General features: G+C 33.0%; 12 protein-coding genes. 4 read left to right on the forward strand and 8 right to left on the reverse strand.

The genetic code is table 11. The annotated features are described in order from the left end of the window. Positions 1 to 474 precede the first annotated feature (474 nt). Together PYV58_RS11255 and PYV58_RS11260 are read right to left on the reverse strand one after the other, a co-directional pair. Positions 475 to 1,197, reverse strand: coding sequence for a DUF2182 domain-containing protein (locus PYV58_RS11255; RefSeq protein ID WP_034613061.1), 723 nt, complete (start codon positions 1,195 to 1,197; stop codon positions 475 to 477). 15 nt (positions 1,198 to 1,212) lie between these two features. After that, positions 1,213 to 2,889, reverse strand: coding sequence for a tyrosinase family protein (locus PYV58_RS11260; protein WP_034613065.1), 1,677 nt, complete (start codon positions 2,887 to 2,889; stop codon positions 1,213 to 1,215). 326 nt (positions 2,890 to 3,215) lie between these two features. Here PYV58_RS11260 and PYV58_RS11265 point away from each other — a divergent pair, with 326 nt between their 5' ends. Both PYV58_RS11265 and PYV58_RS11270 read left to right on the forward strand, forming a co-directional pair. After that, entirely contained in the window at positions 3,216 to 5,300 is a 2,085-nt protein-coding gene (locus PYV58_RS11265; protein WP_034613068.1) for a multicopper oxidase domain-containing protein, read from the forward strand. Between the two features lie 522 nt (positions 5,301 to 5,822). Next, entirely contained in the window at positions 5,823 to 7,010 is a 1,188-nt protein-coding gene (locus PYV58_RS11270; RefSeq protein ID WP_034613071.1) for a benzoate/H(+) symporter BenE family transporter, read from the forward strand. 101 nt (positions 7,011 to 7,111) lie between these two features. On the opposite strand, the gene PYV58_RS11275 is transcribed toward PYV58_RS11270, so the two are convergent. Further along, complete coding sequence (locus tag PYV58_RS11275) at positions 7,112 to 7,882, reverse strand: alpha/beta fold hydrolase (protein ID WP_034613074.1); 771 nt, start codon at positions 7,880 to 7,882, stop codon at positions 7,112 to 7,114. A gap of 658 nt (positions 7,883 to 8,540) precedes the next feature. Between PYV58_RS11275 and PYV58_RS11280 the strand changes: the two genes are divergently transcribed. Beyond that, on the forward strand, positions 8,541 to 9,746 hold the full coding sequence (locus tag PYV58_RS11280) for an amino acid aminotransferase (protein WP_034610538.1): 1,206 nt from the start codon (positions 8,541 to 8,543) through the stop codon (positions 9,744 to 9,746). A 357-nt stretch (positions 9,747 to 10,103) separates the two neighbouring features. After that, positions 10,104 to 11,672: an ATP-binding cassette domain-containing protein gene (locus tag PYV58_RS11285; protein ID WP_034610537.1), complete on the forward strand. Its 1,569-nt coding sequence runs from the start codon at positions 10,104 to 10,106 to the stop codon at positions 11,670 to 11,672. Positions 11,673 to 11,778: 106 nt separating this feature from the next. Here the strand turns inward: PYV58_RS11285 and PYV58_RS11290 are convergent, their stop codons facing one another. From PYV58_RS11290 to PYV58_RS11310, 5 genes are all read right to left on the reverse strand, one after another. Continuing rightward, the gene (locus tag PYV58_RS11290; RefSeq protein ID WP_034610535.1) at positions 11,779 to 12,201 is read right to left on the reverse strand and encodes a VOC family protein; all 423 of its coding nucleotides are present in this window, start codon (positions 12,199 to 12,201) and stop codon (positions 11,779 to 11,781) included. A gap of 31 nt (positions 12,202 to 12,232) precedes the next feature. Further along, positions 12,233 to 12,979, reverse strand: coding sequence for an AraC family transcriptional regulator (locus PYV58_RS11295; RefSeq protein ID WP_034610533.1), 747 nt, complete (start codon positions 12,977 to 12,979; stop codon positions 12,233 to 12,235). 157 nt (positions 12,980 to 13,136) lie between these two features. After that, complete coding sequence (locus tag PYV58_RS11300) at positions 13,137 to 14,351, reverse strand: hypothetical protein (RefSeq protein ID WP_275059526.1); 1,215 nt, start codon at positions 14,349 to 14,351, stop codon at positions 13,137 to 13,139. Between the two features lie 48 nt (positions 14,352 to 14,399). Continuing rightward, a complete protein-coding gene (locus tag PYV58_RS11305) occupies positions 14,400 to 15,335 on the reverse strand; it encodes a hypothetical protein (RefSeq protein WP_034610530.1) in 936 nt (311 codons plus the stop codon). Between the two features lie 125 nt (positions 15,336 to 15,460). Further along, entirely contained in the window at positions 15,461 to 16,882 is a 1,422-nt protein-coding gene (locus PYV58_RS11310) for a serine hydrolase (protein WP_051670971.1), read from the reverse strand. Positions 16,883 to 17,082 lie beyond the last annotated feature (200 nt).

Below are 17,082 nucleotides of genomic sequence, written 5' to 3' on the forward strand. Positions count from 1 at the left end.
ATTTTTTAAAAACCCCATAATACTCTGTTATATATTTAATGTCTTTTAATAAAAATATATTTTGCTTATTTGGTAAAATTGCTGGATTTGTAACAGACTTACGAGGCACTAAATTTAATGCAAAACACCTAACACCTTGATAATTGTCAAAGATTGAGCTGTTAGTCTCGATATTACTAGATTTAGATTTGGGTTGGTTATTGTAGAAAAAGATCATGGATATGCTGCATATATATTTAACAGCAAATAACTCAGAAAAAGAAATTTAGACTTATTATATTGCAAATCAGTGTTTTACTTTATAAGTATAGGAAGCTATCAAATTATATTTAGATTAGTTTGTTATGATTGATATTCAAATAATACAGTAAATTAAATCTTAAACAAAAAAGTATAATCTGTAAATTAATAAGAATAAATTATGCTCTTTAAGTCTATATTTAGTGATTAAAAAATCAAAATAACAATTTAAAACTATTGGAACCCCCAAATTTCTCTTCGCTTGGGTTGAATTTGTTCCACAAGTAAAAATAAAGTAAATAAAGGCATTATATACATCATTGGTTCCATCCACGCTATACATAACCACATGAATGGCCAACAAGCTCCTACGCAGTACCAGGCTTTTTTAATTCCAAATTTAAAATTATCAATACCAGATTGAAGCCCAAAAGGATTAATATTTGCAGGAAGATGACAGCGATTTAGACTGATTTTTTTATATGGAGTTATCTGCCATAGAACTAAAACAACAATAATCAAGCATGCCAATATTATTTGGTTATTTAATAATTCATTTAAATAATGCGTCAAAATTGAGAGTAAAATACCAATAAGTGTCCAAAAAAACATATAGCCGATAAAAAATAATATTAAACTTAACTTCCTTTTTCTCTTAAAGTTCTTTTTCTGAACATCCTCTACAGATAAAAAAAGTAATGGTAACATCATTGCTATCAACATCAAAAACCAATGCATATTAATAGTGTTATAAATAGCTGATAAAATAGAATTTTCATAATAATTAGTTTGATGTACATGATGAGAATGCTCACCATGTACAAACTCTACAGCAATAGATTGCTCCATTGGCAGTAAATTCTGAAAAATTAGCCACAACCAGACCAATAAAGCAATTTTCATTACAATCATAAAAGATTTTCTTTTAAATAAAGAAAAGTAGTTTTTAATCTTCATGGCTATTTAAACTCATCAGTTATCTTGATGAACAGTGATTTTTTCAATACTGAGTGTTGATTTTTGACTTAAACCAATAGGTTCAACATAAAGTTGTAAATCATCTAACTCTTGAATCTGATTATTAAGATAAAGCTCGTCAACATATTCTGTAATATCGATAGATAAATTGATCCCTAAACCAGAATGTTCTCCATTTTGTTTAGATGCATTGATTAAACCAAACAATGCAACGGATTTTAAAGTCTGCTGATTTGGTGTTTTTATTGATAAAAATACCCCTTCTTGATTTCCCTTAATGCCTTCTACTAGTAAATAAAATTTACTTGGAGTAATTAACTTTTTAAGATTTTGTTCTATTACTTGAACTACTGACTTAAATCCATTTTTCAATTGTGGATTTTTTTTATCTATTGAGATTGATACAGGTGTTAAGCCTGTAATCTGGATTTTACTAGTTGTTGATCCTATGAGTTCAATATCCGTTTTCTCCTGACTAAATTTATCTAAACCAAATTTTTTCATTCTAAGAAGTACTTTATTCGAAGTACTGGCAGGGCTGAGTTTTGTGCCAAAAGCTACTGTATAGGTATAAGACGAAGTATATTGATAATTCAACTCTTCTTCATTAGTTACATCTTTAGGGACAAAATCCCAATTAGTTTCATCTGGATTTGGGACAATAAATGGTGATCTAAGCTCAGGAGATAACCATGTATCGTCTGTTGGATTGGTATTGTTTGTTGGATCTATATGATCGTATTTATTCCAAACACTCCAGAGGCGATCAATATTGGCATGATGCACATAAAAAAGCGGATCTAATGCTGCAAAATTAGGATCATTCATCAAACCGAATGTGCCAATCCCACCAACTAATACATGCATGATGTTATGAGGGTACTGTTCAACTGAACCCGTACCAGACCTATGACCATCATGTGAAAAATTAGTTTCCCCGCCACCAAAACCTAACTCCTTGACAATATCATTATCTATTTTTGAAGTAAAATTTAATGTATACAATGAATTTATAGTTTCTTTATTTAAATCAAAATCAGGTTTTGCTTCTTGTAATTGCTTTAAGTTAATAAATGTTTGATCCCTTAGATCGGCTGGATTAGGATACCGTTGTTGTAAATAAAGAGGATTTGATTCTCCATTAAAGGTCTTTTGAGTGAAAGCTGGAGGAATGCTTATTGAATTAAGATTCGAATAATCTTTGTCATTATAGTCCCAATAAGGTAAAGCCCAATCATCTGGACCACCAAGCTTTATAATATGCTTACGTAAAATTGTTTCAATTGCGAGTAAATACCCTCTATGCCAGGGTAAAAAGAACCATGTTGCGTGTTGGCATTGGTTCCATAACCCATCACCCGTTTCTACATCATGAATTTTAATAAGTGCTTGCACATTAATTTTTTGGAATTCTGGAAAATCTATAAGCTTGTGCCAATTTAACTGCTCTTTTCCCGTATCATCCACATCATCCATGGTTATTCCATGCATTGCACCAAAAAATCCCCAGCTATTATGGTCTTCTAAAGGTAATTTACGCATTTCTGCAACAGCTTTCGCATACCAATAAAGTTCTTTATTTCCTTTTTCCGGATTAGAAATAAAGGCCTCATCATCTAGCAATACCCCACAATTTTCCCAAACACTTCTTCTGATATAATTTTTAGCCATAATCTTCTACCTTGTTATAAAATGAAGTCTTTTAAAGTTTTAACTTTTGATTGAATTTTATTCAAAATAACAAAATAAAATTTAATGTGCAACGAAATCATTAATTTACAGAAGGCTATTTACAAGCTATTTCGTCAATTAACACTCATTAATACAACAAAAATTTATACAGTTGGAATAGAAAATAAGAATTGCCAATTAAGACACAAAATAAAATCTATGGCTTCAGCAAATATTTTGAAAAATGGAAAAATTATTATTTAAGTCTTTACGAAACAAAAAAATAAGTACAATATGTATAAATATTAATCACATAAAAACCAAACATGAAAAACTATATTACTATTTTAACACTATTAGCATCAACACCACTCTATGCAGGTATTCAAAACCCTCCTCTTTTTAATAACAGCAATGTAGATTCAAATTTTGTTTCTATTGATTTAGAAGTCGATAAGAAGCTCGGCGAAATTTATAATCCAGTGACAAACCGAATTGATTCGGTCGAACTCCGCCAATATATCGATCCACACAACCCCTTAGCTAATCAATTTGTTGCTCCAACTATTCAAATTAAACAAGGGAAGTCATTAAAAGTAAATTTAATGAATAATTTACCTTTATATGAGTATAAAAAAAATAATGGTGAGATCGAAAAGACGCCGAATTGTCGTGATGAACATAATACGATTGGTTGTATTAATACCACTAACCTGCATACTCATGGATTGCAAGTCAACCCTGAATATACTGTTATGCCAAGTAAGGATGGCAAAGATAAAGGTATTGCAGCTGATAATGTTTTTATTAAAATTAATCCAAAAGAAAAACAAGATTATCAATTTGATATTCCTAAAGATCATCCTGCTGGAACTTATTGGTATCACGCACATTTACATGGTTCTACAGCATTACAAGTGACTAGCGGTATGGCTGGTGCTCTAATTATTGAAGGTAATCGATTACCAAAATTTGATGGGAAATCTTTTGAGCAAAAGGGTGATTTTGATGTCCTTTGGAAAGCCAAAAAACCATCAAAAATTTCTTTAAATAATATTCAGCATAAAATTTCAGCCGACAGCAATAATGATCTGGTCATGGTTTTTCAACAAATACAGTACATTTGTGGTGATAACCAAAAGCTGTATAAAGTAAATTGTGGAACTAATGAAATTGGACACCTAGATGGTGATGTTGAAATTAAAATAAGTGATACTGACAAATATAAATTGCTTAGCCCAAGTGGTTGGAAAAAGTCAGGACGCTATACCTCTATTAATGGTAATGTGCTCGGTCAAATAGATTTAAATCAAAATGAATTTTATCGTTGGCGTATGATTCATGGTGGTGTGCGGGATACCATTGGTCTACGAGTTTATAAGTTGGAAAAACCAATCAACACACAAGACAAGCCTAATTTTATTGCCGAATGTCAAAAAGCTGCAAAACTCAACAATGCAATCAATTATTCAATCGTGGCACAAGATGGTTTAACCACGAATGCTATTCAGCAAACCAATACTATCTTATTGCAACCTGGCTATCGATATGATGCGATATTTAATTTTAAAGATGCGGGTCAATACTGTGTAGTGGATAATGATAAATTTCCAGATTCATTTAAGGTCAATACAAATATTGAGGCAAAATCATCAACTGATACACCAGATCCAGATAAAGTTCTTGCTATTGTAAATGTTAAAGTAAGTTCTAGCCCTACAATTACATTAAAAGAGTTTTTAAAGTCAAAAGTTGAAGATATAACCCTAAGTAATGGTCAACAGCTTGATGCTATTACACAAAAACAAATTAAATCTGATTTAGATAATAATTTAATCACGGCTTTTACCCCATTAGATTCTTTACAAAATATTGAAAGTAGTAATAGCAACATCAAAATAGGTCAACAACAGCTTAATTTTAATATTAGTAAAGTCTTTGGTATAAGTAATGAAAAGTTTAACGCTGATTTAGCACTTCCTTATGGCGATAATTTAAACCGCTATTTAACTTTAAATGGAATTGATGAATGGACCTTAACATCTACTCTTGCGGGACATCCTTTCCATATTCATGTGAATCCTTTTCAAATTCAATCCGTATATAAGGTTGATGGTTCAAACAATCGTATAGGTGGAGATATAACTTTAGAGAAAAATACTAATCCTTTATTTAATGGTTTAAATGGTGTGTGGAAGGATACTCTTTTTGTTCCAACGGGTTATGAGATTGTGGTCAGAACCAAGTATGAAAAATTCACAGGAGACTTTGTCTTACACTGTCATATCTTAGATCATGAAGATCAAGGCATGATGCAAAATGTCCGTATTTGTGACCCGAATGATAAAGACTGTAAAACAAGACCATTTGGATCTGTTGTACCTGCAGGGCTTCATTCACATGCACATTAAATGTATTAGTTCAGATCTGATCAAACATTGATCTTGAAAAAGAGAAAGCTACCCATTTTGATAAAGGTGTCGAATCTTAATCAAACAAAGGTAACTTTCTTATGTTGCATACTAACAATCAAATCATCAAGCATAAAGTAGGCTTACTCAATTTAATAACAATTTTGTTCCAGCAAAAATTACTTCTTAAAATCAAATCATAGTAGATAAAACACAATAAAAACCATTCTTAACTCCTTTACCTTTACCAGAGTTAAAAAAAGCAGTCGATAAAATCATATCACCAAACTGGTACCTTAAAAAATATTAAAAGTGTATCTTATGGCAATACCACATTAAAGTAGATAAAACACAATAAAAACCATTCTTAACTCCTTTACCTTTACCAGAGTTAAAAAAAGCAGTCGATAAAATCATATCACCAAACTGGTACCTTAAAAAATATTAAAAGTGTATCTTATGGCAATACCACATTAAAAATACACTCTACTACTTCTTTTTTAAATCTTAGGGGTAGAGTTTATGTCTTTTCAACATCATTCTAATGATTTTCTTCCCCCCATTATGGCTGGTTTAATTTCGGTCATCGTCAATTATGGTGGTACCTTTATTTTAATCTTCCAAGCTGCGCAGATGGCTGGTCTTAGCCCTGAACTCACTGCCTCATGGGTGTGGTCTATTTCTATTGGGGTTGGTATCACAGGAATATTATTAAGTTGGTATACCCGCGAACCCATTATCACTGCATGGTCTACGCCTGCCGCTGCATTTTTAATTACGACGCTTGTAACCGTGCCATATTCCGAAGCAATTGGCGCATATTTACTTTCTGCACTGGCATTTGTGATCTTGGGAATTACGGGCTATTTTGAAAAATTGATTCGTCTAATTCCAACGGGTATTGCATCTGGTCTCTTGGCAGGTATTTTATTGCAATTTGGGATTGCAGCCTTTACCAATATGACAATTGATCCCTTTTTGGCGATTTCATTATTTTTGATTTACCTAATCACCAAACGATTTTCTGCAAGATTTGCCATTATTAGTGTCTTGATTTTTGGCTTTATTTTCTTACTTTTACAATCACGGATTGATTTCTCTGGATTTGAACTAAAATTAGCCTCGCCTATTTTTACCACACCAACTTTTTCTATAAACTCGATACTGAGTGTTGCCCTACCTTTATTTTTAATTACCTTAACAGGACAATATATGCCAGGTTTACTGGTTCTTAAAAATGATGGTTTTCACACTAATGCTAAACCGATTCTTATCGTGACAGGCTTAGGCTCGTTCCTCATGGCTCCGTTTGGTTCACATGCATTTAATCTTGCTGCGATCACTGCTGCAATTTGCACTGGAAAGGAATCCCACGAAGATCCATCAAAACGCTGGATTTCTGGGATTGCCGCAGGTGTGTTTTATATTCTTGTTGGAATTTTTGGTGTAACGTTAGCAGCTGTCTTTGCAGCGTTTCCAGTCGCTTTTATAAGCACTCTAGCAGGACTTGCATTATTAGGTACAATTGCTGGAAGTCTTGCAAATGCGATGAGTGATATTGATTGCCGAGAAGCCTCACTCATTACCTTTCTCGCAACGACGGCCAATATCAGTTTATTTGGTGTTGGAGGTGCATTTTGGGGTTTGGTTTTAGGTCTAATTTCATATCTAGTACTCAATGGAAAATTCAAAACCAACACACTTTCTTGACCATAGTGGACTAAAGAACTGGTAGTGTTTATAAAATAATCATTTATAAACAGCATATTACCTTTAAATATGCTGTTTTAATTTATTCAGAACCTAAAACCTCATTCTATAAACCCAGAGATCATTTGATTGACTACAGCCGGTTTTTCAGCATGTAACCAATGCCCGACTTGTTCAATGACTTTAACTTGGCTATGACTAAACTGGGTTTCGATTGCAGAAAAATGTTCAGCTTTTGAGATATAAGGTGAGTTTCCACCTTTAATAAACAATGCTGGAATAGGATTCACCTGCTGATTTTCCCAACTTAAAATATCAGCATAATGATTAAATAAGGCTTGGACATTAAACAGCCATTTTCCCTTACTGAATGATTTTAATAAAAATTGAATTACCATTTCTTCTTTTAAATACTGACGCATAATCTCTGTTGCTTCTTTACGAGATTCAATCTGTGCATTTTCAACCGCAGATAAGGCTTTAAAAATTTGATCATGGTGATTTTCTTGATATGCAAAAGGTGTCATATCCAAGACAATCATTTTTTGCATACGATCTTGCGCTAAATCTGCAAGTTTCATTGCAATTTTTCCACCCATAGAATGTCCAATCGCAATAAACTTTTCAATATTTAAATGATCAAGTGTTTGCAAAACATCCTGAGCCATCAATTGATAATTCATTTCATCTGAATGTGCAGAATGGCCATGATTTCGAACATCAATTTGTAATAAGTTGAATTTGCCTTGAAATTCACGTGCAATAATGCCCAAATTACTTAAACTTCCAAATAACCCGTGAATCAATACCAGTGTGGCTTTTTGAGTCCCATGGCTATCTTGAGCTTGATCGTATTGATAATTTAGTAACATTAAAAACCATCCAGAATTTAAATATTGCGCTTACGCTATGATGACAAGAAGCGAAATGCAGAACAATAGTTTTATCATTCATTAACAATACTGCGACTTAAAAACAATCAATATCTTAACTATCTCTCTTTCAATACCACACTTGAAATAGTGTTTAAGTTTTATCTTATTTATCCTCTATTTTGTAGAGAATACACATTTGGCTATAAATATAGACAAATGTGCGATGAGCTTAGGGTCTGTTGACATTTCATAAATGGCTTGCGTTGTAGACTAAAATTGAGCAGGCAAGGCAGGAAACGAAGAGAATAGCGAGACTATTTTCGAGTTTCATAACGTAGTCTGAGATAATTTTAACCACAACCCTGAGCAAGAACAAAGCACTGCTTTGTTTGCAGCGCAAGGCGCAGCGGGGACTTGTGTGTTTTTTGCCGCTACGTCGTTACGAACTACTCATTTAGAATGACTAAATTTCATATTTCGCGCCTAGTATCTCCTAAAAAACACACGTAGTCGCAAACGTAGACGAATTGTCTACAGACCCTAATCTAAAGTTGAATAAATAATAAAAAATAAACTTTAATCTACTGTTGAGTCGGGGTTTGAATTACCTATATTATCAGACTTGATTTTTTTGATTGATTTAGGACTTTAGACCATGTTTCAACATGTAGATCCTTATGCAGGTGATCCAATTCTTTCTCTAATGGAAGCCTTTGGTAAGGATGAACGGACACACAAAGTAAATTTAAGTATTGGTCTTTATTATAATGAGGACACCATTGTTCCTCAGTTAGACGCTGTAAAAGCGGCTTTGAAAAATATTGAACCAAGCAATGACAAGGTAAAGCTTTATTTACCGATGGATGGTTCAAAGTCTTATAACGAAGCAACTCAGAAACTGGTTTTAGGTGCAGATAGCCAAGCACGTAAAGATGGTCGTGCAGTGACCATTCAAACTCTAGGTGGTTCTGGTGCACTTAAAGTAGGCGCAGATTTTCTAAAAAAATACTTCCCTGAATCTGATGTTTGGGTGAGCCAACCGACGTGGGAAAACCATATTGCAATTTTTAATGGTGCAGGAATCAATTCACATTTCTACCGTTATTTTGATGCAGCAACCAATGGTGTCAATATTGAAGGCATGTTAGAGGATTTACAGCAAATCCCTGCAAAAGGCATTGTTCTTCTTCACCCTTGTTGCCATAACCCAACAGGCGCAGATTTGACACCTGCTGAATGGGATCGTGTAATTGAAGTATTGAAAGCACGTGATTTAATTCCATTCCTAGATATTGCTTACCAAGGTTTTGGTCAAGGCTTAGAAGAAGATGCTTATGCAATTCGTGCTTTAGATAAGTCTGGATTGAATTTCATTGTTAGCAATTCATTCTCTAAAATTTTCTCACTATATGGTGAACGTGTTGGTGGCTTAAGCTTTATTTGTGATGACCAAGCAACTGCACAAAAAGTTTTAGGTCAGCTTAAAGCAACTGTACGCCGTATCTACTCAAGCCCTCCAACGACAGGTGCCTTAGTGGTTGATAATGTATTGAATGATGCAACATTAACTGAAAAATGGCATGCAGAGCTTAAAGAAATGCGTGAGCGTATCATCCAAATGCGCGAACTATTAAAGGCAAAATTAACTGCTGCTTTACCTGGTCGTAATTTTGATTACCTTACAGAACAACAAGGCATGTTTAGCTATACAGGTTTAACGGCTGAACAAGTGGATATATTGAAAGATCAATATGCCATTTATTTGCTACGTAGTGGCCGTATGTGTGCAGCGGGCTTAAATTTAAAAAATATTGATTATGTAGCAACATCTGTTGCAGACGTCATTAAAGCAACTGCTTAAATAAATTGATAAGTGTTGATTGGTTCAATCAACTGCCACTTAACTCCCTTTTCATAAGGGAGTTAAGTTTTTGAGATGATTCTTTTTTAATGAGCATTTTAAAAGCTTAACATTGACATACAGATTTATTTTTATACAATAAGCATTCTTATCCCCTTTCTTAAAAGAGTAACGCCAATGAAGTAAGTCATTTTCTCATCATTATTTATTTAATTTTTGATGTGCAAAATAGATTCTACTCAAGGCTAGACTTATCTTTTGGTTCTGATACCGTCTTTACGATAAATAAATAATCTACTGTTATTTAAAGCTTTTATTACATACTATTTTGTGCATCCTCTATATGAGGATCATTGAATGCAACAAGCATGTATTATTTCAAACTTGAGTTTGGCATTCCCCACTCAAACAATGTTTACACAACTAAATTTTGTGCTTTTTTCAGGGCAAACTTCTGCTGTGATTGGCCGTAATGGTTTGGGAAAATCATTACTTTTTAAACTATTACACCTACAACAGCATTCAGATTTAGCCTATTCAGGGCAAATTGCATGGCATATTCAACATGATTATTTAGCACAATTACAACGATTAAATGCCAAAACCATAGCTGAAGCTCTAGATATTGCTCATCTACATAATGCTTTTGAGCGTATTGAAAACAGTAGTGCCAGTTTTGAAGATTATGATTTGGTGGAAAACTGTTGGGATTTACCTCAAAAATGGCAACAAATTTTAAGCAATGCACAACTGCCGCTTGATTTAAATTTTCCCATACACCACTTAAGTGAAGGTCAAAAAACCAAGCTGGCTTTGTGTCGCTTATTTCTAAAACAAGATCATTATCTACTTTTAGATGAGCCAAGTAATCATTTAGATGCCATGGCAAGAAAATGGTTAATTGAGTCGATTCAGGCACATAAGGCGGGAGTTTGTATTATTAGTCATGATCTTCAATTGCTGAATCAAATGCAGCATATTTATGCTTTAACCGCGCAAGGTTTGCAGCATGTTTCGGGCAATTATGCTGATTATGTTCAACAGCACCAACAACAAATCCATGCCTTAACTCAGTCTATTCAACAAGAAAAACGTGAATTTAAACAGTTAAAGCAACAACAGCATGATAGTTTAATGAAAGCACAAAAACGTCAACGTAAAGGTGCTCAATTGCGTGACTCGAACTCTCAAGCCAAGATTCTACTAGATTTTAAAAAAGAGCAAGCTGGGCAAAGTTTTGGGAAATTACGTGCACAGCAAATTCGCCAAGCTGATGAAACACAGAGCAGTTTACAGGAGAAACAAACAACATTAGAAAAAATTAAACCACAACGATTTGACTTTCAATTTCAATCATCGAAGCAAGGTGAAATATTAAGGATTCACGATTTACAATTGCCTTATGCCACCACACAGAACATAAAGTTGTCACTCCAAGCCAGTGAAAAAATCCAGCTTAAAGGGGCAAATGGCGTGGGTAAATCCACCTTATTAAAAATAATTGATCAATCACAAAGTACTGAAATTTTCTTTACTGGACAAAGTTTATATTTGGATCAAAATTTTAGTTTACTCAATGATGATCTTTCTGTGATCGAGAATTTAGCGAAATTTAATCCAGATATGCTGGAGGTTGAATGGCGAAATTTATTAGGTCAACTGCGCATCCGCCGCGAAAAAGCACTCTTAAAATTGGGGCAACTCAGTGGTGGCGAAAAACTTAAAGTTGCTTTACTTGGAATAAGTCAGCATCATCAAAATATTGATTTATTGTTATTGGATGAACCTGAAAATCACTTAGACATCGAGTCACGAGAATTACTTGCGCAAGCCATTGAGCAATTTAAAGGTGCTGTCATTCTAGTCTCTCATGATGATTGTTTTGTTAAGCAATCTGGAGTAAATGAAGCATTTTTACTGAGTTAAAAGTATTACTTCATTTTGATCATTTTGAAAAACTTTCCGCCAATGGTTTATTGCCCATATGGCGGATTTTATTTACCCAAGACGCTAAACTGATGTTATAAGGCATTTATTCAACTTTTTCAGCAAAGCCAAGAATATAGCCATTCATATCTTTTAAATAGAATTCTTGCATACCATACCATGTTGTTTTTAGTTCAGTGAGCTGAAGATTTTTATGCTTTAGTGCTAAATAAAATTCATTAATACTCTCTATTTCCATATAAAAAGATACTGTTGCTCCAATAGCTAGCCCTCTTGAAAAAACAACATCATTTTTAAAGGTATCAGAACGTTGAAACATAAATTCCACGTTATCCCTCTGCACCAGCGCATAAACATATTCTTTATTTTCAAGAAAAGTTTGATCGATTCCATCTTGTGATTCTGGAACCGCCATGATCAGATTAAAGCCTAGGTTTTCTGTGTAAAAAGCCGTTGTTTTTTTAATATCAGTCACTTCAAAGTTTGGAGAAATTTTGCAAATTTTCATTTTTAATTCATCTTTAAATTAAGTTATAGAATTATTGCCTTTCATCCATTTTTGATAATTGTAAAAATCGGTCGTTTTTGTTTTTACTTAACGCTTTGGGCGTTGCCCCAGTATATTTTTTAATTTCTTTGATAAAATGCGCTTGATCAAAATAGTCAGAATTTGGATTTAGATTACCATTTGAAATTTCTGGGTAAGTCGCATTACAACGTACAATACTTAAAAATTCCTTGAATGTAATGCCGAAATTGGATTGAAAATATCTATTTATTTGCCTGCTACTCCAAAAAATGCTATTGGAAATTTCAGACACCGATGTAGATTTTTTTTGATACACGATTTCAAATAGTTTTAATTTTCTGCGATCAATGGGCTTTAAGAATTTTATAGAAGCGTCTAAATTGTTCGTTATTTCAGAAACAAATTTATCAAACTCGTCTGAATGATACTCGTCAATTCTCCAAAAAGACTCAGGTAAATTTATCGTCATATCTAAAATAGATTTTATCGGTGTTCTAAATATATACTCAAGGGCTAACAGCTTGAATCTGATCGCAAAGAACTTGGTGTTTTTAGAAATTTGTATGTCTTTTGGTCTTATCCATATTCCAGTCAGTTTTACTTTTGTTAAATTTCCATCTACGAACTCGATAATTAAGTCAAAGTAACCATCTGGCAAAATGGTATGCTGAACATCTATTCCCATAGTTTCGTAATACCAAAAACACTTCACAAAATTACTCAAAAATCCATTTGGTTCAATTTCCCTGTATTTCATTTTAGTATCTCTCTAAAGTGACATATAACGACAAGAATATGAATTTCGATTGAGGGACAAAACTTGTATTTTGCACGTCATTCCAGATGAAAGCAGCGATTAGCTGTAGTTTTTAAGTACATTGTACGAGATAGCCACTTACCTTTGATTGATCGCACTAAAATACATAACAAATTCCACCGCTTCCAAAATAAACTTCACCGTTTTCAATATCTGGAAGATCTGTATCAAGCTGCATCAGAAAATCCATTTTTTCATTACAAATTGGACAAGTTAAAACTTGAGCACTTTGTATCCAAATCGGTTCACCGCCTAATCTAAAAAGATTTTCTCTACCATTTGAACTGCCCCAACTTTGATAAGTCCATCTATTTGGTGTTTCTGCAAAGCAGATTTTAGTGTTTTTAATTGCTAAGTCGTGATAATTTTCTATTATCTGTGTATTGCCAATTTTTGCCGGCTCACCACGATCATTGTGTTGGTAGAATATTTCACTATATTCATTTAATTCTCTAATATGCATTCCCAATGTAAGGTTTTTTAGCTGTTTAATATTTAAGCCATTAGGAATTTTTTCAAAGGTAATGAGGTGAACAAAAGGATTATCTTTATCATTTTGGATAAGTCCACCAAACTCATATTTTTTATCATTTGGAGTCAAGCGCCAAGTAGGATGCTGCTTTTTATTAATATGGATCGGCCGATTATCACAAAAATATTTCTCTGGAAATTTAAAATGATACACTGGATTTGGACAATAACTTTTAATTTTTCCATTTTTGAATGTAAAGCCAACAGATTCTAAATCGTAAGTTAAATAATCCTCTAAATCCTCCCTTTCAAAAATATTATGCTCAAACGCAAATTGATAAGCAAAATTTAGTGTGTCTAAATCTCTTGTTTCGATTAAACAACGATATAGTCTTCGCTTGTCAGAAAGTGAAGTTGTATGACTTTCCATTTTCAATACAAATGGCTTGATTTGCTCTGCTGATAAATTTCGCCAAGGGTATTCAGCATAAAAAGCTGATTCATTCGCCTTTAGCTCAAAAATAAGCGCTAAATATTGATGAAGTAATTCTGGAAATTGCAAGCTTGCATATTCAATCACTGCCTCTGCATTTTCATTCGCTTGATGTTTTAGAATATTAAGCGAATGAACAATAAGCTCAGAAAATTGTGCTTTCTCAATATAGCTCAGTGAGTCATTAAATATTGTTGCCCCTTTTTCAAAATTTGTCAGAAACAATCTGCAAAACGTAAAAGTTGCTTCAGCATTACCGATAAACTCAAAGAGCCTTTCATAAAGATTTGGGGCCTTCCAACCTTGTTGATTAAAATCTTCAATTAAATTTTTAGCTTTTTCTATCATGGATTGTATTCATTTAAAATGATTAAAAATATTAGAGTGTTATGAGGATTATTTTTCTTTGCATATAGCAATCTGTTTCGTATCACGCAAATATACCCAGACAATATCACCAAGATGCTGGACAACTTGTGGATATTTTCCAAATCCACGAGGAAAAGTGATGTCTGAAATTTCCTTTGTAATTAGAGAGAAAATCTTTTGTTTTCCTTTCCACTCATCATTTTGGAAAACAGGTGTAAGCATTAAATACTTCTGTGAACTTCCCAATAAACCATTTACACCACGCTTTTTTTGGTCGATTGAATGTAAGTCACCACTGTCTATAAAGGTTTCAACCACTTTTCCATTTAAATTGCTTTTTATAAAAGCATAGTAATCCATCCCCCACTTGTTTACAGATGTTACTTTCCCACCAGAGCTAAAAACATATAACTCGTTATCTTTCAACATAGCGGTATCAACTTTAGGTGGAGAAAGAACATCTTGATGGTGAGAGAATGACTGCTTTTCAAGTGATAACCACCTTACCCAATAAGCTTGTTGAATTAACACATCCAAATGAAGCATGGCAATATATCTTGTATCATCTCCCAAACCATCCTGACTAAAACAGATCGGTAAGACAGAACAATCGCTTATAGGTGTTTTCCAATGTAGATTAAATCTTTGGGGGAGTATTTCAGTATTTTTGATTTTAATCGTCTCGAACATCTGTTTTTCATTTGAATACAACAATAACTCATCTTTGTTTTTAATTATGCCGAATTGTTTATTTATAGAGAATAAAACAGGTGCATTTTCAAGTTGATAGTATTTATCTGTATAGTCTAAATTTATAATGATGTACTCCTCTTTAGACACAAATAAGAGTTGATAATATTGTTCTTCATTATAAGACAAGAAAACTGCCGTATTTTCATCTATACAAATTGCAGAAAGAATCGGGTTTTCAGGTTCAATTTTTTTGATAAGTTCTAATTTCATAGAATCTCCATTTTTTAATATATGTTGTGTTTTTAAATAAAGTCGTGGCCATTAGATATGCTTTTGTATTATAAAGAATATACAAAACAAACTCATATGCTTGTCTTTCTAGTACATAAGCCAGATTAACTATCTGGATTATTTTCTTTTTCATTTATAAGCTGAAAACATAATTTATCAATGTTTTTCGTTTTTGGATGAAAAGCTGAGAGGTTAGATAGCACAATAACAGCCGTCTTATCCTCAACATTTATTGCCATTGAAGATGAATAGCCACCAGTTCCGCCATTGTGCCAAACCAAATCTTTTCCATTTTGTGATTTCAACAAATGCCAAGCTAAACCGATTTTCATATCTTTGTTCATTTCAAAGGTCGGTGTACGTGTTAAAGTCAATTCGGTATTTTTAGGATCGAATTGTGCGATTGCAAATTTTGCTAAATCCTCTGTTGTTGATAATAGCCCGCCAGCACCAAACAAAACGTCAAAATCCCAATTTGATACGATTTGTCCATCAGGATTTTGCCCTTTTACTAACTTATTATCTAGATTTTGCGAGTTTACAAATGAATTTTTCATTGTGTATTTATCAAAAACTCTCTTTTGTAATAATGTTTGAAAGCTTTTTCCTTGTGATACGCCAAGCGTATAGCCTAATAACCCCGCCCCTAAATTGGAATAAACATATTTTTTCTCAGGCTCATTTTCAATTTTCAAATCATCTTTAAGGTATTGTTCAATCTGACTTTTACCATAATCTTTATAGGGGTTACTTTGATTCGATAAATCTAGATTCTCTGGTAAGCGCGGTAAACCAGAAGTATGATTAGCCAAGTCTTTAAAATTCAGTTGAGTGTTATTTTTAAATTTTAAAGATGGATAAAATGGATTGATATCATCCGTTAATTTAATTTTTCCTTCATCAACAAGCGAAGCTAAAACAGTCGATGTAAAAACTTTGGTAATAGAACCAATTTCAAAAACCTTATTCTGGTTTTCAATTGGTTTGATCATGCCATCAGTTTTGATAACCCCATAATATTTCACCTTTTGATTCTGAACGACTGCAATAGAAAGTTGCGTATTATTTGGAAAATTTTGGCTATTCGAAAAAATGATGTCTGAGATTTCTTTTGGATAAGCGTTAAGTGCATTCACAGTATTACTACTATTTATTTCTTTTTGGACTTCGTTAGGCTTCATAATAAGTCCCTTGATATGATTTTCTTGATCAAGCGAAATATTGACCGTTAACACCATTTTCTCAAACTTGGTTTTATAACTGACATAACTTCCTTGTTGATCACTGAGAAATTCTTTGCTTTCAATTTTTCCTGCCTGAGATTTCAATCCTGAGAAAAATTGCTTTGTCTTTTCAAGCGGCAATGTCTTTTTCATTTCAACAGAAAATTCATCATAAATTTTTTCATACTGATCAGCATTATAGTTGTTTATAAAATTATCCATGGCAATTTTATAATTTTCACTCTGAGCAAATATTGAGTTTGATATCAAAATCACAAATAGGATTAAAAATAGTCTTTTCATAGGGTTTTAATAATAGCTAATGAATTGAAGTCTTGTGCTCTAACGCCACACATCCAAAAGTACAGCTTAAAACATAACAAAAAAACTGCTTTAAGCAAGTATTATCTGTCACTCAGTAGCAAAACATTGTTATTTTAGTCTTTTATAATGATTGTTCTGTGTCGAATAAATGAAGCGACTTTGTTAAATTAAACTTTAAA

This window comes from Acinetobacter sp. TAC-1 (assembly GCF_029025845.1).
Classification (GTDB): domain Bacteria; phylum Pseudomonadota; class Gammaproteobacteria; order Pseudomonadales; family Moraxellaceae; genus Acinetobacter; species Acinetobacter guillouiae.